This is a genomic window from Chondromyces crocatus, from assembly GCF_001189295.1.
Lineage (GTDB): Bacteria > Myxococcota_A > Polyangia > Polyangiales > Polyangiaceae > Chondromyces > Chondromyces crocatus.
This window is the reverse complement of the sequence record NZ_CP012159.1, coordinates 6,258,991-6,281,732: the sequence shown is the minus strand read 5'-3', so window position 1 is coordinate 6,281,732 and position 22,742 is coordinate 6,258,991. Positions and strand designations below refer to the sequence as shown.

The window sequence follows — 22,742 nt, the reverse complement described above, 5'->3', positions numbered from 1 at the left end:
GGCCGTCTGTGGCGGCCGAAGCGGGCATCAGCGAGGCCAGTGGCGCGGGTACCAGCGGGACCGCCGACGCGACCGTCAGCGAGGCCGGCTGGCGCGTTTGCGCGCTGGACGACTCTCCGGCTTGGCAGCGGGCTTCTTCGGTGCGTGCTTGGTCTCGCCCTTTGCCGACGACATCCGCTCCTCGCCCCCGACCGACACGTTCGGCTCCGACGCGGTGACGTCGCCAGGTGCAGACGCGACGGCGGGCGCGCCGGGCAGTTCGCCCCCGCTGGTCACCACCGTCTCTTCCAGGGCCTCGGCGGAGCGTTCGCCCTCGCCCAGCTTCTCGTCGGATGGAGGCGCGATCTCCAGCGCCACATCGCTCGACTCGCTCCACGCCGAGGCGTGCAGGGCAGCGAACTCACGCGCGAACAGGCTCACGTGATGCTCCGCCTGGAGCGCGTCCCGCTCGGACAGGGGGGTGAGGGTCACCAGGAGGGTCCGCCCATCCTCCAGCTCCCACGTGGCCCCGCATCCACTCCGCAGGAGCGTGCGCGCCGCCACCGCGTCCAGCCGTCGCCGCAGCGCATCGCGCTCCTCGAGGGGGACGACACGGCCCAGTTCCACGCGTCGGATCACCGACGGCAGTGCAACGTGACCCGACTCGACCAGCGCGCTGAACTCGTCGGCGATCGCTTCTTCCAGCTCGAGCCGCGCGTCGGGATCGGCGTCCCCGAGCGCGAAAACGGCGGAACGCGCTTCCTTGTCGAACGCCGTGAGCATGCCCCCGGCGGCGTCGGCTGCGCGCGAGAGCGCCTCCTGGAGTGCCCCTTCAGGCGCCCGCTTGCTCACGGTCGCCGCCACATAGCCCAGCGTGTCGAGCCGCACCTGCACCGGGGTGAGCCCAGTGCCTGGAGGCGGCCTGTTCCCGCTCGTCGGCGCGCTCCTGCGCTCGGCCCCCCCGGCGCTGGCCTGGGCCGCGGCCTCGGCCCGCGCGGCTTCCTCCAGCGCGCGCTGGAGCGCCTCGGCCGCCTCGTTCTGCAAGGTCGTCTCGTCGGCGAAGATGTCCTCGACGTGCTCCGAATCCCTGAGCGCCCGGCTGAGGTGGTCGCCCAGGTCTCTCACTTCCTCGCTGACGGCAGCAAGAGACCCCCCGCGGATGCGTGGCCAGAGTGTGGCCAGGCCACCCGCCATCGCCGCGTCCAGCTCCCGCAACAGGGCCGTCGCACCCCCTTTGACGACGGCGATGCGGGCGCGGGCTCTCAGCGCGTCCACCACACGCGAAGCCAGGTGACGGGAGAGCTCGTGCTCACTCACAGAGCGAGCAGCTTACACGGTTTGCAGTTCATCGCCATGAACACGTGGCCATGATCACGGTTCAGGGGCCATCTTCCGAGCCGCTCACCCCGCCGTCGAGCGACGGGGTGAGGTCCGGGCGCATCGGCACGTGACGCGCGGTCACGTGCCGTCCGATCACTGACGGTAGCCGACCGAGAGGACCTGCCACGTGTCGGCGGGCCCCGCGACATCCATGAGCGTCGCAGTGAAGCGCGCGGAGCCGCCCGCAGGGATGTTGCTGCCTGCGACGGTGGTCTGCGTGGCGCCGACGATCTTGCCGGCCTTGTCGTAGAGCGAAACGATCACGATCACGCCCTTCGCCTCGAAGTCCGACTGGTTGGTGACCTTCCCCTTCATCTCGTTCATGCCGTACACCTGCTTCTTGGGCGTGTACGTCACGTCGGTGACCTCGAGCTTCGCCGTCTGGCCCGCGGCGAACGCCCGCATCGGGGTGATCTCGACCTTGTGGCTCACCGACTTCGTGGTCGCCGGCACCGTGAACGAGCAAGGCACCTTCTCTCCGGGCGGCAGCGCACGGACGATGCTCATGCAGGAGCTGCTCGTGACGGCCGTCCCCGCGGCGTCGTAGAAGATCACCTTCGCCGAGGGGATCCCGATGGCGTCGGTGCCCGTGTTGTGGATCTCGCCGACGAACGCGCGCGAGTTTCCGAAGCCCTTGAACTCTCGCAGATCGCGCAGCTCGGCCTGGAGGGTGCCGGTCGCCGGTGAGCCTGCCGTGTCGCCCGTGGGGAGGTTGAACTCCGGCGACTGCATGATCTCCTCGGCAGCGCTCTTCACGCGCATGAAGAACACCAGCGCGCCGATGATCCCCAGCAGGAAGATGCCGCCGCATCCGAGGCCGAGGATCAACCCGACTGGAGGGCCTTTCTTCGGAGGCGGAGCGCCTCCGCCGAAGCCTCCAGGTGGTCCGCCGAAGCCTCCAGGCGGTCCACCGAAGCCTCCAGGCGGTCCTCCTGGCGGGCCGCCAAAGCCGCCAGGCGGCGGACCGTATCCACCCCCAGGAGGTCCTCCTGGCGGTCCACCGAAGCCGCCAGGCGGCGGACCGTATCCACCTCCAGGAGGTCCTCCTGGCGGGCCCCCGAAGCCTCCCGGCGGACCACCGGGCGGACCGCCAAAGCCGCCCGGAGGTCCTCCTGGCGGACCGCCGAAGCCTCCAGGCGGTCCACCAAAGCCTCCCGGCGGACCACCAGGCGGACCCCCGAAACCTCCCGGCGGCGGACCGCCAGGACCCCCACCGAACCCACCGGGCGGTGCCCCGTAGCTCTCCCCCGGAGGCTCCCCACCCGACGGCCCCCCAAACCCCCCTGACGGACCACCTGCCGGTGGGCCCCCGAAACCACCACCCGGAGGCCCCCCGAAACCACCTGGAGGCCCGCCACCGAATGCGCCGCCCCCAGGAGGAGAATTCATGCTCATGGCGCAGCAGTATCGATGCGACGACCAGACCAGATCAACGAGATCGTGAGAAATGCAGCGCCTGCAGAACGCTGCGAACGCCCTGCGCTCTCTCGTCGAGGTACGGCTCCTCCCGCCCACGGCGCGCCCCTCCGTGGTGGGACTCAGGGACGCGCCGCGACCGTGGGGAATCAGAGGTGCTTGCGCGCGATCTCGGCCCAGGTCCCGGTCGGCTCGAGCTCCAGGTATTTGCGCCAGCAAGGCCGCGCCTTCGTCGATTCACCGATCTGCTCGTAGGCCATCGCCAGGTTGTAGTAGGCGTCCGCGAAGCGCGGATCGCTCTCGATCGCGCCCCGGAAGTAGGAGATGGCCTCCAGTGCCTGGCCTCGATCCAGCATCACGTAGCCGAGGTTGTACTGGGCCTCGGGCTGCTGCGGATCGATCTGCAGGGCCTTCTGGTAAAGCACCTCGGCCTGCGCCTCGTCCCCGCGGCGAAAGCAGATGTTGCCGAGGTTCGTCGTCGCGATGGCCAGCCAGGGATCGATCTCCAGCGCGCGCCGGTAGAGCGACTCGGCGTCGTCCATGGTCTCCGGGTCCTCATCGAGCTGGCTGGCCTGCATGTACAGGTCGTACGCGGTGCGGGCGCGATCACGCCCCACCCGCGGACGCAGCACACGCACGACGTCGTCGCGCAGATCCTTGACCTCGAAGTCGAGGACCATCTGCCCGGTGAGCGGCTCGAACGAGCCCGAGGAGCTACGGACCACCACCGCTTGCCCATCGGAGACGATGCGCAGCTCGGCGAGCGGCCGCGTCACCCGCGGCAGGGCGGCGACGATGTTCTCGATCGCCTTCGCCACGTCGCGCAAGCGCACCTTGCGGACCAGCAGGTCGCGCGCAGCCCGCAGCGCGATCAGATCGGAGAACGTGTAGGCCCGACGCCCACGGCGACGACCACTCGGCGACACGATGCTGGCGCGGTCGAGGGTCCGCAGCTTGCCCACCGCGACGCCGAGCAGCTTCGCCACCTCGCTCGCCGTGAACAGATCGGAGACCGGCTCGTTCGAGGCAGGCGGCTCCGGAGCGCGCGGCGGGTGAGGTGCCGCCACACGGCCACCCCCTGGCCCGAAGACGACGTGAATCACCTTGCCGGCGTCGCCGGCCTCGGGTCGTTCCTTGTTGTTCATCACGCGCGATCGACCATTACGTACAGAGCCGCACCCGTCTTCCACGTACGCGCGGGCGTCAAGAGGTTCATCCGCTGCACAAGGATCGCGCGCCTCGTTCGAGCACGACCGCCGTCACGTCGACGCTGATCGCGAACGCGGGACGACCACGTGACAGTGTGGACGGGCTCATCTCTTCCACGAAGCCGAGCTCCGCCTGCAAGCTGGCCAGCGGACCGCCAGCCCGCGCGCTCGCTTCACGGTGTGCGATGCGCAACGCCCGCAACCGCACGTGGGGATCGAACGGCAGCACGCGCCAGAGGTCACGCAGCATGGAAGGATCGGGCGGCACGAGGAGCACGCTGGTGCTCCCGTAGTACACGAGCTGCCCGCCTTCCACGCGCGCGGCGCCCTCGCTCACCACGTCCGCCGCGTCGAACAGCGCGCGCAGCTCTCCCTCGGTCGTCGACCAGAGCTCCACCATCCGCCGCCGCACGAGCGGCGCGGCGCGGCTCTTCGACAGGCCGGGTCCCGACAGGCGGCTCTCGTTCATCTCGCCCTCATGTCGACGCGATCGTGCCGAGCCCGCGACCCTTTGCCCCAATTCCCTACATGAACACCACTGAACTTGGCCGCCACCGCCGCTCCTTGCCACCATCGGGCCGCGCCCCACGGAGCGCCGACAGGAAGGAGTCATCCATGATGAACCTGGGCTACGAGGGACCGGAGCGTCGCCGGCACCGCGTCTTCATCACCCGCAACACCGAGTACCATGTGCGTGACGGCGTCTGCGTCGCGGTGAGGGACCGGAACGGGAAGCGGTTCCGCGCGTCGCACATCGCGCTCGACCTCCGCCTCGAAGGCGCGGTCTGCAGCGGGCCCCACGGCCTCCCCATGCCCGACTGCGATGGGCCGCGGGTCGGCGCCTCGATCTACTTCACCCGCCCCGATGGCGACGGCCACGAGCAGCACGTCGTGACCAGCCGGGTCGAGCAGATCGATCGCCCCGAGAAGCGGATCGTCCTCTCGTACCCATCGCGCTGAGCCCGACGCTCGTACCCATCGCGCTGAGTCCGCCGCCAGCCACGCTGGGAGACGCTTCCATCGAGGAAGCGTCTCCAGGGCGATGGTCACCTCAAGGGGTGGGGGAGCAGGTCGACAGGAAGGCGGGCGCGCCCCAGACCCACTGCGGCGCGGTGATCCTCGGGTAGTACATGACGAACCCGAAGCACATCTCGTCGCTCGTCCCTTCGCCGAAGTTCACCTGGTAGGGGGTGGGGTTGTTCCAGGCGCACCGGGCCCGCACCAGGTCTCCTGGCCCGAGTGTGGTGCGCACGTCGGTCCACTCCTGCAGATCGAAGTCCCAGGGATCGGACGTGCCCAGATCCACCGGGCTCCGGCCGTCCGCAGGGAGGAGCGTCGTGGAGATGTGCGTGCCGATCTTGTGCATGTGCGGCATCCCCGAGATGGTCGTGATCTGGGGGAACAGCGCCGGGATCGTCAGGTCGCAGGTGACGTCCTGGGAGCCGTTCGGCGGGACGGCGATCTTGTTCGTACCGAAGGCCATCACGTCGGCGTCGTTCGGCCGGAGCTGGTCGGTGGTGCAGAGCGAATAGCCGGAGCGATCCTGCTCGCCGTCGAGGCCCATCAGGTTGCTGTAGTGCACCTGGACCACGAAATGCGCGGTCCCCTCGATCGCGAAGCCGGCCTCGGGAGGCAGCTCCAGCGCCTGGCCACCCGGTGCCCACACGCCCATCAAGCGCCCCATGTTCCCGCCGTTGCAGACCTGCGGGGTCTTCGGGTAGGCCGCGTCGGCGGCGAAGAGCAGCATGTGGTGGACGATGGTCGTGTTGTCGACCCGCGGCGCGTGGGCGATGATCTGCCGCTTTTCGCCGATCTCCACGTCGACGCCGTAACACATGTAGACGTCCTCCACTTCCTTCGGCATCACGTACGGCGCCTCCGCCTGGATGGTGATGTCGGGCGTGCAGTTCAGCGTGGGGAGGTTTCCCGAGCCGCCTTCGCCCGAGGGTTCGCACGAGGTGCTGCCTGCGGGAGCCCCTCGGGCGATCCAGTCGTCCAGGAGGCGGAGGCTCTCTTCGCCGAGCGGCGAGGCGGGCGGAGGGGGCATGGGCCGGGCGGTGTCGTGGACGCGGTCCGAGACCAGCTCGTACACCTTCTTCGATGGATCACTCCGCCCCGCCGCGTGCAGGTCGGCGTGCGTGACCAGCGGGTTCGGCGCGCCGAACTGTGGCGAGCTGCCGTGACACGAGCGGCAGTCCTTCTGCAGGACGGCCTCGACCTCGCACGGGAGCCCGCTGCCTGTGTCACCTGCACCCGTGCCCTCCGTTCCTGACTTCCCGTCGTCACCGCCGCTGCACGCGACGACGAGGATGGGAATCACGGCGAGAAACGGTGCGAACGACGAAAGAACTCGCATGGCGGTGCTCCTCGTGGATAGACGGAGAAATGGAACGTCTGCGCCGCGGGCCGTGACCCGAAGATGCGCCAGGATCAGCAGAGACGATGGCAGTGAGCGAACAACGGCGGTGGGGACGCCGACCCATCCAGAGCAGGGACGGCAGCGCCCACGGAGGTCGGCGGAAGGGTGTGCTGCATTTCGACACGAACCGTGTCGAAACATATCGGCACGACCCGTACCGTCAAGAGAATCTGGCGGTCGGAGACCACTGCGCATGACGGCCTCGGAGCGTCCACGCGCCGGCCGGAAGCGAAGCGAGGCCTCGCGGACGGCCATCCTGACCGCGGCCCTGGATCTGGTACGCGCCCATGGCTACGCGGCGGTCAGCATCGACGCCATCGCCGCCGAGGCACGGGTCGGCAAGCACACCATCTACCGGTGGTGGCGCTCGAAGGCGGAGGTGCTGCTCCAGGCGCTGAGCGAGGCGACGGACGAGCAGGTCGTCCCCGTCGAGACGGGCGCGCTGGAGAGCGATCTGCGGGAGCGTCTGGCACTGATCTTCTCGCTCAGCTCCCACGAGCAGCCCGCGTCCCACCTGCTGCGCGCGCTCATGGCCGAGGCGCAGCTCGACCCGGCGTTCCACGCGCTCTTCAAGGGGTACATCGAGCGGCGCCGCGGGCATCTCCGGGCGGTGTTCGAGCGCGCCCGTGACCGGGGCGAGGTCGCCGAGGGGGTCGACCTGGAGACGCTCATCGACATGGTGCTGGGGGCGATGTGGTACCGGCGGCTCATCCAGCATGGGCCGCTGGACCGCCCCTTCGCCGAGTCGCTGGCGCGGATCACCGCCCACACTGCGCGCACCGCGCTCCCTGCCGGCAGAGGCGGCGCGGGATAGCGCGCGTCACGCAGGTCGGTCGCTCACGTCACGAAGGGGAGGGGGACACGAAGGCGGGGAAGGGGACGGGCCGGGCGCGCTGCCCGGCGACGTGCGTCAGGTGGGGATGGTGCAGAACCCCTCGTAGTCGATGTACTCCTTGATGGTCGGGTTCTCGCCGCACACCGGGCAGGTCTTGTCCCGCCGCAGCCGAAGCTCGCCGAACTTCATCCGCAAGGAGTCGTAGGTCAGCAGCCGGCCGATGAGCGGCGTCCCGCGCCCGAGGATCAGCTTGATGGCCTCCGTCGCCTGGATCACGCCCACCACGCCGGGCAGGATCCCGAGCACCCCCGCCTCCTGGCAGCTCGGGGCCAGGTGGGGCGGCGGCGGCTCGGGGTACAGGCAGCGGTAGCAGGGACCTTCCCCGGCCAGGAACGTCGTCACCTGGCCCTCGAAGCGGAAGATGGACCCGTGGACGACGGGCTTCTTCTTCCACACCGACGCGTCGTTCACGAGGTAGCGGGTGGGGAAGTTGTCGCAGCCGTCGACGATCACGTCGAAGCCCTCGAAGATCCGGTCGACGTTCGAGCTGTCGAGCCGCTCCTGGAATTTCACCACCTTCACGTCCGGGTTCAGGTCCCGCAGGGCCTTCTCGGCGCTGTCCACCTTGGGCTCGCCCACGCGCGAGGTCGCGTGCAGGATCTGGCGCTGCAGGTTCGACGCATCCACCACGTCGGCGTCGCACAGCCCGATCGTGCCCACGCCAGCGGCCGCCAGGTACAGCGCCGCCGGGCTCCCCAGGCCTCCCGCGCCGAGCAAGAGCACCCGCGCCGAGAGCAGCTTCGCCTGGCCGACCTCGCCGACCTCCGGCAAGAGCAGGTGCCGCGAGTACCGGTCCCGCTGCGCGTCGGTGAGCTGCGGCGGCGCCTCCACCGGGTAGCCGAGATCCTTCCACCGCGTGAACCCCGGGTTCGCGCTCTCCACGTTGGTGTAGCCGAGGTCCTGCAGCGTCTTCGCCGCGAGCGCCGAGCGCGTCCCGCCTGCGCAGTAGGCCACGATCTTCGCCGCGCGATCGGGCACCTTCTGCTCGACCTGAATCTCCAGGAAGCCACGCGGGATCGAGATCGCCCCGGGGATGTACCCGGCGCGGTGCTCCTCCTTCTCGCGCACGTCGATGAGCGTGATCGGCTCCTTCTCGTCCAGGCGACGCTTGAGATCGCCGAGCGTCACCTCGCGGATCGACGAACGGACGTTGGCCATCAGGTCGCTGTAGGTCGTGGGCATCAGGGCTCCTTGGCGGGAAACGAGCTCCGGGTCGTTCCTGGTTGCTGGCGTTGTAGGCGCCTCGCGCGGCGCGTCAATCCGCGCGAGGCGCGAAGATCACTTGCTGACCGGCAGGAGGTCCGCGCGGCTGCGGAGGGACGACAGCGGCTGCTCCTTCTGCAGCCCGCCGTCGCACTGGACGCGCGCCACCCGCATCCCCTGAACGTGCTCGAAGATGGTGGCCGCCTGGTTCTCCTGATCACAGAGGGTGAGCACCTTCATCCCCTTGACCAGCTGCCCCTTCCGCAGCTTGTCGCGGGTGGTCTTCACCTCCACGTCGTCGGCGAGCCGGGTCACGGTGACCTCGTTGCCCTTCACCTCGGTCACGGTGCCCAGCTCCAGCAGCGGCTCCTTCTCGCGCAGCGGCCCCCACACCTGCGCGCCCTTGAGCTGGTCGTTCGGCGGGAGCCACTCCGCCGTGTCCTCCGCGGCGAGCCGGCCCACCGGCACCCAGCCCAGCGCCAGCTCCAGCGCTGCATTGAACCCCGCGGCCCCAGGATCCTGCTCGGTGATCAGCGCCAGATCCTTGGTCTGCCCGATCACCCACACCGGCGTGCCCGTCTTCAGGTCCCGGCGCGACGCCCCCTCCGCGCTCTCCGCGGGCGCCACCGCCACCGTACCGTGGGCCCAGCGCTTCTCGGACTTCTTCGGGGGCTTCACCTTGAGCCGCTGCGTCTCCAGGTACGTCGCCAGCGCCGTGCGCTTCCTGGCGAGTTCCTGAGGCATCGCCTTGTCCTTCGCCACGCCCGCGAGATCGGCCGCCTGGACCTCCCAGCCCAGGCGCGCGATCTGCGCGTCGACCTCCTTCAGGTCCGCCGCGGCGTTGCGCGACCCCACCCCGCGCGCGGCCTGCGCGATCAGCTCGGGCGCCGCCGCGGCCCGCACCCGCACCATCAGCGCACGCGCGACGGCCTCGGTCGCGTCGCCACGCTTCAGCGCCTCGTCCACCTGGTCGGCGGCCGCGGACCAGCGCTTCGCCCTCAGATCGTCCGCGAGCTGACCCGCCAGGGCCTCGACGATGGTCCCCTCCGTCTCCGCCGAGAGCTTCTTCCACACCGCGTCGCCGAGCACCTTCCGCGTGCCCTCCGCGCCCAGGAAGCTCCGCGCCTCGCTGAACTTGCCGGCCACCGCCAGCTCGTCGAGCTTGCCGCTCGCGCACGCCGCCGCCTGCGCTTGCACGAGCTTGCGCACCTCGGCCTTGAAGACCTCGCTGTTGCGCTCCTCGATCTGCTTCGACAGCGCGGTGAACGCCTCGGCGCACTGCTTGTTGTCGAGCTGCTCCGAGACGTCGTTCGCCCACAGCTTGGCCTCGCGCTTGTCGAGCTTCTCCCGCTGCTCGCCGATCTCGAAGCGGTGCGACTCGATGGCCAGCTTCTCTGCCTCGCCGAGGAGCTTGCGCGCATCTGCGTAGCGCTTCTCGTCGATCGCGAGGGCCGCCTCGTCGATCTTCTTCCGGCTCGTCTCGATGCGCGCCTGCTCGGCGGCGTCGGTGCCAGCCGCAGGTCCGGGACGCGCCGCCCCCTCCTCGGCGCAGCCCAGCGGGCCGGTGAGCGCCGTGAGCGCCATGACGGCGGCGAGCGCCGAGCGAACAATGCCAAGTGAACGCGATTCCAGAGAGGACATGGGCGGGCAATCTCCCACCGCCCCCCGAGCATCGTCAACATCGCGGGACCGATTCGACCGAGCGCGCGGTTGACCTCGCGCCGGGCCGGCTCTACCGCGTTCACGTGACCCAGGAACGCACCTTCCGCGCCCCGCGCATCACCATCAACCGCGTCTACACACGCCACGGCGACGGGGGACTCACCCGCCTCGTAGGCGGCCAGCAGCTCCCGAAGGACGACCTGCGCATCGAGAGCTACGGCACCGTCGACGAGCTGAACGCCTTCATCGGCGCTGCGCGCCAGACCTTGCTCGAAGCGCTCCCCGGCACCGCGCCCGACCGGCGCGAGCGGCTCGAGACCCTGGGCCGATCGCTCTACCGGGTCCAGCACGAGCTGTTCAACCTCGGCTCGATCCTCGCGACCCTCCCCGAGGACGTCCACCCCAGGCAGCCTCGCATCACCGAGGCCGAGATCGAGCGACTCGAAGCCGAGATCGACGAGGCCCAGGAAGATCTCGAGACCCTGCGCTCCTTCGTGCTCCCTGGCGGCGCGCGGCTGAACACCGACCTCCACGTCGCCCGCACCGTCTGCCGACGCGCCGAGCGGCTGTGCGTGCAGCTCGGCCGTGAGGGCGGCGCCGACCCGCTCCCGGTGGGCTACCTGAACCGGCTGAGCGACGCCCTCTTCGTCTGGAGCCGCTGGGCGTCGCTGCTCCTCGGGGCCCCCGAGGTCCTCTGGGAGCCCGATGTCTCTGCCAGCGGCATGGCGGCCAAGGCAGCGACCGAAGACGGCTCCACGAAAGAGCAGGGGTAGCGGCCCTCGGGAGCGCGAGGGCGGAGAGACGCCACCCTGTGCTGGGAGCGCAGGGGCCGAGAGGCCGCTGTCTCGGTACGCCGTCCTATTCCAGATCCAGCTCGTCTTCGTCGTCGGCCGAGAGCCCCTCGTCCGCGTCGCCCGAGGGCTCCTCGTCCTCGTGGCACCAGTAGTGCTCGATCTCGTTCAGTTCGCCGAGATCGTAGCCGAGCCAGTCTCGCAGCGCCGCGTTCGGCCCCTCCGCCCACACCTCGTCGAGCAGCGACCGCAGCCCGTCGGGCTCCTGCGTCGACAGGATCCCGTAGGCGCCGATCGCCGCCGCGCCGTCCTTGCCCAGGAGCAGCTCCCGGAAGTGCCCCCTCAGTCGCGAGAGGGGTGCCCCCATCCGCAGGAGCAGCCCCGCCAGGAGCGATCGCGCCCCGGGAGCGGCCCGCTCCAGGATCCCGTCGAGCCGTGCGTCGTCCACGGTCACGAGCTGGAGCGCGACCAGCGCGGTCGCCGCCTCGGCCGCCGCCGCTCCGCTTCGCGCGTCGGACGACAGCGCGGCCTTCAGCGCCTCCAGCACCTCGGGAGAGGCCTCGGGCCTGCAGAGCCGCGTGGCGAGCGCAAAACGGAGCGACTCCGGCCGACGCAGGGCCGCGAGCACCCACGCTCCATCGATGCGCCCCACCGCTTGCAGGGCGTACCCGCACTGGAGCGCCGCGTCCTCGGACGCCGGATCCTCGTCCACCCCGTCGAGGCAACGGAGCCCCAGCGCGAGCGCCGCCTCCGTCCCGCGATGCGACCCGATCCGTACGATCCGCTCGAGCTTCCGGTAGTCCTTCGCCAGCATCGCCGCCTCGGCCTCACGGCCGAGCCGCGCCTCCAGCGCCGGCGCGTCCTTCACCTTGGCCAGCGCCTCGGCGGCCCAGTACGCCCCGTAAGGGAGCGCGGAGCGTGGCGCCCCGGGCTCGTCTTCCTGCGGCCGCTCCACCGCCGCGCGCCACAGTGGCTCCACCAGATCGGCCGGCGCCCCCAGGCAGCTCAGCGTGTACAGCGGCCCCGTCCCGCCATGATAGAGCGGCGAGAGCAGCGCTTCCCGCGCGATCGCGCGCAGCCGCTCGCGCCAGGACTCCGTGAGCAGCCCCTTGCGCTCCAGCCCGGCGAGCACCTCCAGCCACTCGTGATCCGCCCCGACCCGCGCCCCGCGCGCGGCCAGCGCCGCCAGCCCCTCGAACGCTGCCTCACCGAAGTGACGGAGCAAGAGCTCGGCCCACGCCTCCTCCGAGCCCGGCAGCTCCGGCCCCCTCGGGGACACCGCCGGATCGCGCAGGTTGAACAGGAGCAGCGAAAGCGTCTCCCGCGCGAGCGGCGAGAGCACCTCGGCGCCGCTCACCAGGGACGTCTCCCGCGCTTCCGCCACGAGCGCCTCCAGCATCCGCGCCCGCGCGTCGTCCGGGCCGCTCCGGAGCAGCGAGAGCCGTGACAGCAAGCTCTCGCTCGGCTCCCCCGTGAGGAGCCCCACGTCCAGCCCTGCCAGCGGCACCACGGGGCACGGCTCCTCGAACCGCTCCACCCACAGCGCCTGCGCACGCTCCACGGGATAACGCCCTGGACCTGCCGCCGCCTCCAGCAGCCGAGGTCGCGCCATCGCTTCGGGGAGCAACCCTGCGGCCTCCACCGCATCATAACGACGCCACGAACGCGCCCCGTAGAGCGCCCGATCGATCCACATCACCGCCCGCTCGGGGTAGCCCACCGCGAGCGCCCGGATGGCCCAGCCCGCATCGAGTCCTATCCGCTGCCCACGAACATCCACGCCACCGCCATCCGCGAGCACCGCGAGCGGGCGATGGCCCTCGACGGGCCGCACCTGTCCCACGGCCGTGATGAGCGCTCGACCGTATTCGTCGATCATCTCCAGCCCCCGCGTGCCACAGGCCGGCGTCGGCGGGTGCTTCACGGCGTCCTCGAGCAACCATTGCACATCGGCGTCCGTCAGGGCGTGGGGCGCGCGATCCAGCAGCGCTTCAATGGCCACCGTCCGCACCCCCGCATGCGGCCGTCGCAACGCCCGGCGCAGCGCAGGGATGGCCACCTCGATATCGGCGAAAACGAACAGCAATCGCCCGGCGATGACCTGGGCTCCCCAGGAAGGCCCCTCGTCGAGCACCTGGGCCAGCCGCTCGCTCGCCTCGGGATAGCGGCGGTCGGGGCTCTCGTCCTGGAGCGACTGCTCCAGCAAGAACGCCAGCCATTCGTCCCCCGCGATCGCTGCCTCGACCAGGAGATCCGGCAATTCGGGTGACTCGGTCGGAATGGGTACGAAGCTGAGGGCGTGGATCCCGTCCTTGCGCCCCTTGCGGGGCAAGGCCCCGTGATGCCGCGCGACCAGCCGCCATAGCCGTAGAATCTCCACCGGGTGCGCGCTCATCCCGATGACGTCGAACCCCATCCTCCGGACCCGCCCGAGCATCGTCGCCGTCGCCGTCGCCTGGCGTGCGCCAGGGGCCATGTCCCAGGTCCGCGCCACCTGCTGCGAAAGCTCCGCGCAATCGCGCCCCACCCGCTCCCAGCGCGCCCGGACTTCCCCCGCGGGCGCCTCCCTCACTTGCACCTTCGCCACGAACTGCTTCGGACGAGATTCTTTCAGCGCAATCAGGTCCGGGATCGAGATCCTCCACAGGAATTGCTGGGCGAGATGCTCGTCGAGGACATCATGTTTGGACATAGGTCTCCCTTGCCTTGTCTCGGGTCGTCTCTTCCTAGGAGCATGGCCGGGGGCAACGGTGAAAACAAGGCTCGGATGCGAGCGCGCGCATGATTCGCACGACGCATTCAATGCTATGTCCGCGGCCACCGAGCGGCACGATGCCCGGCACTGAATGGTTTACCGGACCCCCTGTAGCCAGCGTGTCCAGCGCGTCCGGGCGTGTCCCGCCCATCTCATTTCACGTTCGAAGAGCGCCACCCGAGGGCACAGCGGCGTTCGGTTGCTCCGAGAAACACCGCCATCGTGCGCAATCGATAAGCCGCGCGGCGGGGGCAAGTCCACTTCTCGGTATGCCCTCGATCGACCGTCAGCCGACCCACGGAGGCGGCGGTGTGCACCCTGTAAACGGCGTCATTCCGTGGACGCACGACGAATTTCCACGCGGGCGTGCATTCCACGGTCCGCGGAATTTGTGTGGTTATGGCGTCTGCGTTTCCGGCGTACCGGCGGGGCAGCAGAAGAGGTGATCGGCCACGAGCAGCTCGCACCCATCTTTTCGGGGATCGTCGGGCGCGTAGTGGGTGCGGTCCTCGGCTGGATAGAAGTAAGCCCTGGGACGGGATGGATCGCGGCATTCCTTGTCGCGGGTCGGGTCGGCCTCACGCCCCTTGGGACGGCTCTCCTTCTGGCTGCAACCCGCCACGCTGGAACCTGCCGCCACGAACAGCCACAAGCTCGCGCCCATCACCGCCATCATTCGATCGACCCGCGTCATCGCTGCGCAGCGTAGCAGCCCGATCGCCATCGAGCGCGCACCACGGCCACGAGGCCCCCGAGCTCCCGACGACGGAACCTGGTTGCGCTATCCGGAGAAGAAGGAATCGCCTAACAGCAGGATCGCCATGAGCGACGCGGAGAAGCGGGAGAGCCTCGGCCTTTCGGCGCCCGGCACGCACGAACGGGGCGCGCTGGACGCGATGACCCCCGTGCCCATGTGGATGGTGCGCTCCGAGGCCCTCTCCGTGGCGTTTCACCCGCGTCGCGAGCTGCTCGCCACCGCCCACGAGGACCGGACCGTGCGCCTCTGGGACGCCACCTCCGGGGTGGGTCTGCGGGTGCTGCGCGGGCATCACGCCAGGGTGACCAGCGTGGCCTTCGATCGCACGGGAGACCTGCTCGCCTCGGGCTCCGACGACGGCTGGGTGCGCCTCTGGGACGGGAACACGGGGCGCCCGCTGATGGCGCTGAGCGCAGAAGGGGCAGAAAAAGAGGAGGGGAAGGGGACGTCCGCTGGCGTGACCTGCCTTGCCTGGAGCGGTGCGGGCGACCACCTCGCCTGGGGGGCTCGGGATGGGCAGGTGCGGATCTGGGATGCACCTGGAGGTCGCACTGGCGCGGAGGACGCGCGCCTCTCGCTGCGCGTGCTCGAAGGACACACGGCCGCGGTGACGTGCCTCTCGTGGGGCGGGGAGGGCGATCGACAGCTCCTCTCTGGTTCGAGCGACCGCACGCTGAGGCGGTGGGAGGGTCGAACGGGAGCGCTCCTCCACATCCATGAAGGCCACGAAGCCGAGGTGACGAGCGTCGCCTGGTGTCCTCGAGGGGCGCGGTTCGCTTCCGCTGCGCGTGGGGAGCCGGTGCAGCTCTGGGACGCGGTGGCGAACCTCCCGCAACAGCGGCTCGATGTGGGCGGGGAGGATGGACCGGGCGTCGTGACCGCCCTCGCCTGGCACCCACGCGAAGACAGGATCGCGGCCGGGAGGGAGGACGCGCGCCTGGACCTCTGGGACGCCGTGACTGGCACCTTCTTGCAGCAGCTCGACGGACACGAGGCCTCGATCCGAGGCGTCACGTGGAGCCCAGATGGCGAGCTGCTCGCTTCGGCGTCGGAGGACACCCGGACCCTGCTGTGGAGCGCCGCGACCGGCGCACGGCTCGCGGACCTCACGGGCGATGTGGGCTGGTCGATCGGCGTGGCCTGGAGCACCGACGGTGCGTCCTTGTCCGCAGGCACGAGCGACGAGATCGTGACCCGCTGGTCCGCCCGGACCGCCTCCGTCTCGGCGCAGATCGTGGGGGAGCTCGGCGGCGTGACGGCGATCGGCTGGACCGCCGACGGGGCACGGGTCGCAACGGGGGCCTTCGACTGCACCGTGCGCCTGTGGGACGCCCGCACCGGGGAGCCCTCGGGTACGCTGGAGGGACACGAGGCGCTCGTCGCCAGCGTGACCTGGAGCCCCGACGGGACACGGCTCGCTTCGGGCGCTGCCGACAGGACCGTGCGCGTGTGGCCAGCGCAACCCGCGAAGCCGCTGGGGGTCGTGGTGGGCATGCACGAGGGGGTCGTGGTGGGAGTACACGAGGATGCGGTGCTGGGCGTCGCTCTCCACCCCGAGGGTGCGCTGGTCGCCTCGGTCGGGCGGGACGCCACGGTGCGCGTGTGGGCAGCGAGCGACGACGGCGCGCGCCGAGGACCTCCTCGGGCCCTCCAGGTCCTCCGCGGGCACGAGGGACCGAGCGTGTGTGTGGCCTTCAGCGCGGATGGCGCGCGGCTCGCCTCGGGCGGGGTGGACGGGACGGTGCGGCTGTGGTCCTCCCGAACCGGCGCGCCCCTCGGCCTCCTCGGAGGCCACGGTGGTGCGGTCCGATGCGTGGCCTGGAGCGCGGACGGCACACGGCTCGCTTCGAGCGGGGACGACACCACGGTCCGCCTCTGGGACGCGCACACGGGGAAACCTCTCGGCGACCTGGTGGGCCACACCGGCGGCGTGCTCGCCCTGGCCTTTCATCCCGAGCACGCGCTCGTCGCCTCGGCATCGGAGGACGGCTCCCTCTGCGTCTGGGACCTGGCGCAGCGACGATCCCCGACGCGCCTCCTTCCTCTCCCTGGTGGCTGGGTGGCCCTCACGCCCGACGGGCGCCACCAGCGTGGGGGCGAACTCGCGGGCGCGTTCTGGTACGCGCTCGGGCTGCGACGGCTGGAGGTCGACGAGATCGAGGGCGCTTGGCCTGGTACACGTCGCGCGGAGCCCTGGCGTCTCTTCTGAGGAGGATATCGAAGAAGGCGCTCCCGTCTGCGTCCAAGAAGGACGTTGGACCCGCGCTTCCCGTCAGGATGCTGGTGGTTGCCCAGAACGGTCCGCAGAAGGCCTGATCACCGGCTGCGGGACAGGGCGGGGAGGGTCTCGGAGGAGGTTCGGTCCCCAGTCCGTGGAGGGTCTGGAGGTTCCTGCAGGAAGGTATCGGGGTTCCTCCAAGAGGGTCTCGGGGTTCCTCCAAGAGGGTCCGGGGGTTCCTGCAGCAGGGTCTCGAACCTCCTTCAGGAAGGTCTGGAGGTTCCTCCAGGAGGCTCTGGAGGTTCCTCGGAGAGGGTCTCGAACCTCCTTCAGGAAGGTCTGGAGGTTCCTCCAGGAGGGTCTGGAGGTTCCTCGGAGAGGGTCTCGAACCTCCTCCAGGAAGGTCTCGGGGTTCCTCCAAGAGGGTCTCGGGGTTCCTCCAGGAGGGTCCGGGGGTTCCTCGAAGAGGGTCTGGAGGTTCCTGCAGGAGGGTCTCGAACCTCCTCCAGGAAGGTCTGGAGGTTCCTGCAGGAGGGTCTCGAACCTCCTCCAGGAAGGTCTGGAGGTTCCTGCAGGAGGGTCTCGAACCTCCTCCAGGAAGGTCTGGAGGTTCCTCCAGGAAGGTCCAGGGGTTCCTCCAGGGAAGTCTCGAAGCTCCTCCCGAAGGGCTCTGCCTCCCGGCGAGCGCTCAGCAGCAAGACCGGGAACGCGTCACCGGACGAAATCTTGCCCGCCTCGCGACCACCACCAGCCAGGCAAAGTTAAGTAATTTCAAAGTATTAGCTTCGACTCCGGAAAACCGACATATCCGACAAGGAAGGGAGGTGAAAGAAAGGCTTGACGGCAAACGAAAAGTGCGAGATTGACTGTTCCACCTTCGGGGCCACTCGAAGGGCGGCAGTGAGAAAACTGTCGCAGTTCCCGAAAGGGCGAAGCGTCTGCCAGCGCGCATGGTGCGTAGACTGAGTCCAGGCGAAGAGTCGAAGTAGGGAAGGGGCACACGACCATGGCACTTAATGCGTACCTCCGACTGAAGGGCCAGACCCAGGGCGAGATCAAGGGCTCCGTCATCCAGAAGGGGCGTGAGGACTCGATCATGGTGATCGCGGTCAGCCACGAGATCGTGAGCCCCCGTGACGCGGCCAGCGGCCTCCCCAGCGGGAAGCGCATGCACAAGCCGCTGGTGATCACCAAGGAGCTCGACAAGTCGTCGCCGCTCCTCCTGAACGTGCTCACCAACAACGAGAACATCATCGATCTCACGATCGACTTCTGGACGCCCCAGATCACGGCCGCCCGCGGCGCCGGCTCCGAGGTCCAGCACTACAGCATCCGCCTTACCAACGCGAACATCGCCTCGATCAACTTCCGGATGCCCAACAACAAGCACCCGGAGCTCATGAAGTTCGCCGAGTACGAGGAGGTTGCCTTCACGTACGAGAAGATCGAGTGGACCTGGAAGGACGGCGGCATCATGGCTGCCGACGACTGGCGTCAGCCGGTCTGATTTCGTGACGCTGCCGCTTCGAGCGGCAGGTCATGAAAGCGTCAGCGGGCGGCTCTCGGGCCGCCCGTTTCGTTTCCATCTTCCCACGGTACAGTCGCAGCTGCGCGGTGACTTGCGGCTGACAGGACACGCATGCGGTACAGTGGGGCTCCACCATGGCCCTGAACGCGCACCTCAAGCTCACCGCGACGCAGCAGGGCTTGGTGCTCGGCTCCGTGACCCAGAAGGGGCGCGAGGGCACGGTGATGGTGCGCGCCGCGCAGCACCTCGTCGTTGGCCCCAGGGATCCGGCGAGCGGGCGGCCGATGGGCAAGCGGATCCACATGCCCTTCGTGATCACGAAGGAAATCGATCGCTCCAGCCCGATTCTCTATTCCATCCTCTGCAACAACGAGAACGTGTCGCGCGTCGAGATCCTGTTCTACGCGCCGGACAAGACGGGCATGGAGCGGCAGCACTTCACGGTCTGTCTCACGAACGCCAACATCTGCGGCATCGATCTCAGGATGCCGAACACGAAGAACCCTCGGACGTCCGGGCTCCCTGCGCGCGAAGAGGTGTCGTTCACCTACGAGAAGATCACCTGGACGTGGAACGAGGGGAACATCTCGGCCGCCGACGACTGGGTGGCACCGCGCTGAGCGCGACGCGCGTCACTCGGGGAAGAACATCTCCAGCGTGAGGGCGGGAGAGCCGTCTTCGTGGACGCCGCCGAGGAGGACGAGCGTGCCGTTCGGCGCAGGGACGACGGCCGCACCCATGCGCGGCTCACGCAAGGGAAGCTCGGTGGCCGTGCCGACGGCGAGGTCGAGCAAGTAAGAGCGATCCCAGGGCCGATCCTGGACCGCTTCGTGGCCGACGACGATGGCGCGCGCTCCGGAGAGGGCGAAGGCGCGCATGCCGGTGAGCGCGACGGGCAGGGTGGCGCCGTCGATGGCGACGGTGTCGCAGTCGGTGATGCACACCGGCGCGAGACGGCGGGTGGCCGCAGGGCTGCCGTCTTCGCGGGTGCCACCGATGAGGACGATGTCGCCGATGCCCCCGATGACGGCTCCGGCGCCGAGCGTGGGATCCGGAGGGAAGGGGTGCGGCACGGCGGTGGTGGCGGTGGCCGCGAGGACCTCGATCCCAGGGGCGGTGGCGCTGCCGGCCGCGACGACGAGGCCCACGCCGTCGAGCCACGCGGCGGCGGCACCCGCGCGCGGGGCGGAGAGCTGGGCGGCGCGCAAGCTGCCGTCGGCTTCGACGACGAGGATTCCGGTGGTGGGGGTCTCGGCGCGGGTGGCGCCCACGAGGAAGGTGCGGCCCTCGGAGGCCTCGATGGCGTACCCACCGGCGACGTCGGCGAACGAGGCGAGGCCTTCGGGGACGCTGATCTCGGTGGCCGTACCGGCGACGAAGTCGGCGACGGTGGCGCCGTTGCCATCGATGATCAGGAGCGCGTTGCCACGGCTGATGGCCGAACGGGCAGGGCGCGGCAAGGAGACGGCGTTGGCGCCGTACCAGCCGAGCAGATCGTAGCCCACGGTGGCGGCGGGATCGTCTCCTGCGCCAGCGCCCCCGGTGAGCGCGAGGTACCGCTCGCCGATGGGCACCGCGATGCCGCCCGAGCGGGTGAAGGGCAACGTCCCCGGGGGCCGGGCCCAGCCGCCGAGGCGCTGAGCGAAGAGGGGGAGGACGTCGCCCTGCACCTGGCCGAGGAGAATGCCGGAGAGCGAGCGGCCGCGAACCACGGGCGTCCCGGTGGTGTCGACCCCGGTGATGTTGAAGGTGAGGGCGAGATCGGCAGGCAGCTCGCCGAAGTCGAGTTCCCCTCCAGGGGCAGCGCTGGCGCTGGCGACCTCGACGCCGGTGGTGTCTCTGGCGACGACCTCGATGCGGGTGACGGGGGGATCGTCCTGGAACGCCGTGGTCTCGTGGCCAGGGATGACTTCGAGGCGAAGGGTGCGCGGGTCGTCGTCACCACAGGCCGCAGCGAGGAGGCACAGGACCGCAAGGGAGATCCGGGTCGTCACCGGAGGGTTCTACCCCCGCAGGACCACGCGAGGCCAGCGTTCGCACGCCTTCGACCGATCGGCACACCACCGACCGGGATGCGACCGGCCCGCTTGCGACCGATCGACACACCACCGACCGGGATGCGACCGACCCGTTTGCGACCGATCAGCACGACCTGCATGGCCGCGTCGGGTGGGCCGCATTGACGGGCTGGTGAGGGGGATCGTACGGTGCCGGCGGTCCAACGATGCTCCACCAAGGTGCCAGAATCGCGGTCGTCGCCCCGGCTGGGATGCCCAGCATGCCCGATCTGGAAGCGGGGCTCGAGCTGCTGAAGGCGTGGGGCTACGTGCCCGTGGTCGGGCCCAACCTGCGGTCGCAGCACCGTTACCTGGCGGGGACGGTGAAGCAGCGCGCGGCAGACCTCGTGTGGGCGTTGACGTCGCGGGACGTGGACGCGGTGTACGTGGCGCGCGGGGGCTACGGGTGCGTGCACTGCTTGCCGGCAATCCCGTGGGCGGAGGTGGTGCCGGGGCGGCTGTTGCTCGGGTTCTCGGACGTGACGGCGCTGCTGGTGGCACTGGGGCAGCGCACGGGGGTCACCGGGGTCCACGCGCCGACGCTCGACAAGCTGGCGACGAAGACGGACGCCGAGACGCAGGCGGCCGTGCAGCGGTTGCTGGCCGAGGGGGGTGAGGTGACGCTACCGGGGCGCCTGGTGAGCGGGCAGGCCGACGCCGTGGAAGGGCCCGTCGTGGGCGGGAACCTGTGCGTCCTGGCGAGCTTGATCGGGACGCCCTGGCAGGTGCAGGCCGACGGGGCGCTGCTCGTGCTGGAAGACGTGGACGAGGCGCCCTACCGGCTCGATCGGATGGTGACCCAGTTCCTGGAGAGCGGCGCCCTCGCCAGGGTACGGGCGGTGCTGCTGGGCGAATTCACGCGGTGTACCGTGCCCCGCGAGGCGGGCTGGACGCTGGAGGAGCTGCTGGTCGAGCTGGTGGAGCCGCTGGGGGTGCCCGTGGTGTGCGGGGTCGGGGTGGGGCACGGGCCGCACAACCTGCCGTGGTACTTCGGAGGCCGAGGGCGACTCGCGGGGGGCGTGCTGCAGGTGCGGCCGCGGGACGTGGTAGAGGCTCCGGGTGCTCGTCGTCCGGCAGCTCCGTCTCCCGCCTGATCCTTGCGCGCTGGCCCGCTGGCTGACGGAGGCCGGGGCCCGTCACCTGACGCTCCTGCACGCAGCCGAGGGACCCGGGCGGGGAGACGTGACGGCACCGCTCGGCGCCGGGCTGGGTCGCTGGTCGTTCGTGGCCGCAGGGCCGGATCGGTGGAGCGAACGGCTGGATCCGCTGGCGGACGACGAGGACTTCGCGGTGGACGAGGTGCCCGAGGTGGCGCGCGGGTTCCCTCGGTGGATCGGGGTGCTGCCCTACGAGGCACGGCGGGTGCTGGAACGGCCCGCATGGCGCCCGGTGGACACGCGCCCCCCCGCGCTGATGGAGCGGGTGTGCTGGCGGCGTTATCCCGCGGTGATCGGGGTGGATCACCTGGAGGGGCGGGTGCTGGGGGTGGGCCGCTCGCGCGAGGCGCTGGAGGCGCTCGTGGCGCCGCTTCGGCATGCACTTCGTGAAGGGCATCGTGAACCACCGAGCGCACCCGCGGTGCAGCTGGAGGTGGCGGACGACGAGGCCCCGGAGCTGCACGTCGCACGGGTGCGGGAGGCGCTGGAGCTGATCCGACGCGGCGATCTGTATCAGGTGAACCTGGCGCGGCGGTTGCGGCTCACGCTGCGAGCGGGGGATCCGCTGTCGCTCTACGAGCGGCTCTCGCGGGCGGCGCCGAGCCCGTTCGGGGCCTTGCTGGAGGTGGACGACGCGCTGTGGGTGGCGTCGACGTCGCCCGAGCTGTTCCTGCTGGCGGAGCCTGCGGCGGGAGCGCCGCGCGACCACGATGGGTTCGGGCTGCTCTACACGGCGCCCATCAAGGGGACGCGCCCGCGCGGTGGGGACGCGCTCGAGGACGAGGCGCTCGTGGCGGCGCTCGATGCAGACCCGAAGGAGCGGGCGGAGCTGTCGATGATCGTCGACGTGGAGCGCAACGATCTGGGGCGCGTGGCGGCCTTCGGGTCGGTGCGTCCGCTGGGGGAGCCGCAGGTGGTGACCCACCGGACGCTGCACCACCGGGTGGCGTGGCTGCGGGCGCGCGCGCGGGACGGCGTGCGTCGGGAAGAAGTGCTGGAGGCGATGCTTCCGAGCGGGAGCGTGACGGGTGCGCCGAAGGTGCGGGCGATGGAGGTCATCGCGTCGCTGGAGTCCCGGAGGCGAGGTCTCTACACGGGGGCGTACGGGTGCGTGGCGCACGGTGGGCGCTGGACGCTGGCGATGGGGATCCGTGCGGCGGTGCTGAGGGGACAGGAAGGCGAGTACTTCACGGGCGGGGGCATCGTGGCCGACTCGGACCCAGCGCGGGAGCTGGAAGAGACACGGTGGAAGGCGCTGCAGCTCCAGCGGGCGGCGGAAGGCGACGCCGGGCACTGACTTGATGTCCAGTGGCGACC

19 protein-coding genes are annotated in these 22,742 nt (G+C 70.2%); 8 read left to right on the top strand and 11 right to left on the bottom strand.

The window, feature by feature from the left end; all coding sequences use genetic code 11:
• Positions 1 to 75: 75 nt before the first annotated feature.
• The 5 genes from CMC5_RS22990 to CMC5_RS22970 form a co-directional block, all read right to left on the bottom strand.
• The gene (locus CMC5_RS22990) at positions 76 to 1,296 is read right to left on the bottom strand and encodes a hypothetical protein (protein WP_156338812.1); all 1,221 of its coding nucleotides are present in this window, start codon (positions 1,294 to 1,296) and stop codon (positions 76 to 78) included.
• Positions 1,297 to 1,452: 156 nt separating this feature from the next.
• The gene (locus CMC5_RS22985) at positions 1,453 to 2,187 is read right to left on the bottom strand and encodes an FxLYD domain-containing protein (protein WP_050432431.1); all 735 of its coding nucleotides are present in this window, start codon (positions 2,185 to 2,187) and stop codon (positions 1,453 to 1,455) included.
• Positions 2,184 to 2,504: a hypothetical protein gene (locus CMC5_RS44850; RefSeq protein ID WP_156338811.1), complete on the bottom strand. Its 321-nt coding sequence runs from the start codon at positions 2,502 to 2,504 to the stop codon at positions 2,184 to 2,186. The genes CMC5_RS22985 and CMC5_RS44850 overlap by 4 nt, the downstream gene beginning before the upstream one ends.
• A gap of 420 nt (positions 2,505 to 2,924) precedes the next feature.
• Positions 2,925 to 3,920, bottom strand: a complete 996-nt coding sequence (locus CMC5_RS22975; protein ID WP_050432429.1) for a tetratricopeptide repeat protein — start codon at positions 3,918 to 3,920, stop codon at positions 2,925 to 2,927.
• Between the two features lie 67 nt (positions 3,921 to 3,987).
• Complete coding sequence (locus CMC5_RS22970) at positions 3,988 to 4,452, bottom strand: hypothetical protein (RefSeq protein WP_050432428.1); 465 nt, start codon at positions 4,450 to 4,452, stop codon at positions 3,988 to 3,990.
• A 146-nt stretch (positions 4,453 to 4,598) separates the two neighbouring features.
• On the opposite strand from CMC5_RS22970, the gene CMC5_RS22965 reads away from it, so the two are divergent.
• Positions 4,599 to 4,943: a hypothetical protein gene (locus tag CMC5_RS22965; RefSeq protein ID WP_245677705.1), complete on the top strand. Its 345-nt coding sequence runs from the start codon at positions 4,599 to 4,601 to the stop codon at positions 4,941 to 4,943.
• Between the two features lie 91 nt (positions 4,944 to 5,034).
• Here CMC5_RS22965 and CMC5_RS22960 read toward each other — a convergent pair whose 3' ends face one another.
• A complete protein-coding gene (locus CMC5_RS22960; protein WP_063796332.1) occupies positions 5,035 to 6,339 on the bottom strand; it encodes a monooxygenase in 1,305 nt (434 codons plus the stop codon).
• Positions 6,340 to 6,595: 256 nt separating this feature from the next.
• Here CMC5_RS22960 and CMC5_RS22955 point away from each other — a divergent pair, with 256 nt between their 5' ends.
• On the top strand, positions 6,596 to 7,216 hold the full coding sequence (locus CMC5_RS22955) for a TetR/AcrR family transcriptional regulator (RefSeq protein WP_050432427.1): 621 nt from the start codon (positions 6,596 to 6,598) through the stop codon (positions 7,214 to 7,216).
• A 96-nt stretch (positions 7,217 to 7,312) separates the two neighbouring features.
• On the opposite strand, the gene moeB is transcribed toward CMC5_RS22955, so the two are convergent.
• Both moeB and CMC5_RS22945 read right to left on the bottom strand, forming a co-directional pair.
• Positions 7,313 to 8,479: a molybdopterin-synthase adenylyltransferase MoeB gene (gene moeB, locus CMC5_RS22950; protein ID WP_050432426.1), complete on the bottom strand. Its 1,167-nt coding sequence runs from the start codon at positions 8,477 to 8,479 to the stop codon at positions 7,313 to 7,315.
• Between the two features lie 96 nt (positions 8,480 to 8,575).
• Positions 8,576 to 10,141, bottom strand: coding sequence for a hypothetical protein (locus tag CMC5_RS22945; RefSeq protein ID WP_050432425.1), 1,566 nt, complete (start codon positions 10,139 to 10,141; stop codon positions 8,576 to 8,578).
• A 104-nt stretch (positions 10,142 to 10,245) separates the two neighbouring features.
• Here CMC5_RS22945 and CMC5_RS22940 point away from each other — a divergent pair, with 104 nt between their 5' ends.
• Positions 10,246 to 10,935 carry a cob(I)yrinic acid a,c-diamide adenosyltransferase gene (locus CMC5_RS22940; RefSeq protein ID WP_050432424.1) on the top strand — a complete coding sequence of 230 codons (690 nt, stop codon included), beginning with the start codon at positions 10,246 to 10,248 and terminating at the stop codon, positions 10,933 to 10,935.
• Positions 10,936 to 11,020: 85 nt separating this feature from the next.
• Here the strand turns inward: CMC5_RS22940 and CMC5_RS22935 are convergent, their stop codons facing one another.
• Both CMC5_RS22935 and CMC5_RS22930 read right to left on the bottom strand, forming a co-directional pair.
• A complete protein-coding gene (locus CMC5_RS22935) occupies positions 11,021 to 13,645 on the bottom strand; it encodes a hypothetical protein (RefSeq protein WP_050432423.1) in 2,625 nt (874 codons plus the stop codon).
• A gap of 460 nt (positions 13,646 to 14,105) precedes the next feature.
• The gene (locus CMC5_RS22930) at positions 14,106 to 14,402 is read right to left on the bottom strand and encodes a hypothetical protein (protein ID WP_050432422.1); all 297 of its coding nucleotides are present in this window, start codon (positions 14,400 to 14,402) and stop codon (positions 14,106 to 14,108) included.
• 127 nt (positions 14,403 to 14,529) lie between these two features.
• Here CMC5_RS22930 and CMC5_RS22925 point away from each other — a divergent pair, with 127 nt between their 5' ends.
• From CMC5_RS22925 to tssD, 3 genes are all read left to right on the top strand, one after another.
• Complete coding sequence (locus CMC5_RS22925; protein WP_050432421.1) at positions 14,530 to 16,674, top strand: WD40 repeat domain-containing protein; 2,145 nt, start codon at positions 14,530 to 14,532, stop codon at positions 16,672 to 16,674.
• A gap of 1,015 nt (positions 16,675 to 17,689) precedes the next feature.
• A complete protein-coding gene (locus CMC5_RS22920) occupies positions 17,690 to 18,190 on the top strand; it encodes an Hcp family type VI secretion system effector (RefSeq protein WP_050432420.1) in 501 nt (166 codons plus the stop codon).
• Between the two features lie 155 nt (positions 18,191 to 18,345).
• Positions 18,346 to 18,831 (top strand): type VI secretion system tube protein TssD, encoded by a 486-nt coding sequence (gene tssD, locus CMC5_RS22915; RefSeq protein ID WP_050432419.1) that lies wholly within the window; start codon positions 18,346 to 18,348, stop codon positions 18,829 to 18,831.
• Positions 18,832 to 18,843: 12 nt separating this feature from the next.
• Here the strand turns inward: tssD and CMC5_RS22910 are convergent, their stop codons facing one another.
• A complete protein-coding gene (locus CMC5_RS22910; protein WP_050432418.1) occupies positions 18,844 to 20,205 on the bottom strand; it encodes a Kelch repeat-containing protein in 1,362 nt (453 codons plus the stop codon).
• Positions 20,206 to 20,435: 230 nt separating this feature from the next.
• Between CMC5_RS22910 and CMC5_RS22905 the strand changes: the two genes are divergently transcribed.
• Complete coding sequence (locus CMC5_RS22905; RefSeq protein WP_050432417.1) at positions 20,436 to 21,362, top strand: S66 peptidase family protein; 927 nt, start codon at positions 20,436 to 20,438, stop codon at positions 21,360 to 21,362.
• On the top strand, positions 21,328 to 22,722 hold the full coding sequence (locus tag CMC5_RS22900; protein ID WP_050432416.1) for a chorismate-binding protein: 1,395 nt from the start codon (positions 21,328 to 21,330) through the stop codon (positions 22,720 to 22,722). Before CMC5_RS22905 ends, CMC5_RS22900 begins: the two co-directional genes overlap by 35 nt.
• The last annotated feature ends 20 nt before the right edge of the window (positions 22,723 to 22,742 follow it).

Coding starts and splice junctions, on each gene's coding strand:
- CMC5_RS22975 (WP_050432429.1), bottom strand. CDS start 3,920: ATGAACAACAAGGAACGACCCGAGGCCGGCGACGCCGGCAAGGTGATT.
- CMC5_RS22970 (WP_050432428.1), bottom strand. CDS start 4,452: ATGAACGAGAGCCGCCTGTCGGGACCCGGCCTGTCGAAGAGCCGCGCC.
- CMC5_RS22965 (WP_245677705.1), top strand. CDS start 4,599: ATGATGAACCTGGGCTACGAGGGACCGGAGCGTCGCCGGCACCGCGTC.
- CMC5_RS22960 (WP_063796332.1), bottom strand. CDS start 6,339: ATGCGAGTTCTTTCGTCGTTCGCACCGTTTCTCGCCGTGATTCCCATC.
- CMC5_RS22955 (WP_050432427.1), top strand. CDS start 6,596: ATGACGGCCTCGGAGCGTCCACGCGCCGGCCGGAAGCGAAGCGAGGCC.
- moeB (WP_050432426.1), bottom strand. CDS start 8,479: ATGCCCACGACCTACAGCGACCTGATGGCCAACGTCCGTTCGTCGATC.
- CMC5_RS22945 (WP_050432425.1), bottom strand. CDS start 10,141: ATGTCCTCTCTGGAATCGCGTTCACTTGGCATTGTTCGCTCGGCGCTC.
- CMC5_RS22935 (WP_050432423.1), bottom strand. CDS start 13,645: ATGTCCAAACATGATGTCCTCGACGAGCATCTCGCCCAGCAATTCCTG.
- CMC5_RS22930 (WP_050432422.1), bottom strand. CDS start 14,402: ATGACGCGGGTCGATCGAATGATGGCGGTGATGGGCGCGAGCTTGTGG.
- CMC5_RS22925 (WP_050432421.1), top strand. CDS start 14,530: ATGAGCGACGCGGAGAAGCGGGAGAGCCTCGGCCTTTCGGCGCCCGGC.
- CMC5_RS22920 (WP_050432420.1), top strand. CDS start 17,690: ATGGCACTTAATGCGTACCTCCGACTGAAGGGCCAGACCCAGGGCGAG.
- tssD (WP_050432419.1), top strand. CDS start 18,346: ATGGCCCTGAACGCGCACCTCAAGCTCACCGCGACGCAGCAGGGCTTG.
- CMC5_RS22905 (WP_050432417.1), top strand. CDS start 20,436: ATGCTCCACCAAGGTGCCAGAATCGCGGTCGTCGCCCCGGCTGGGATG.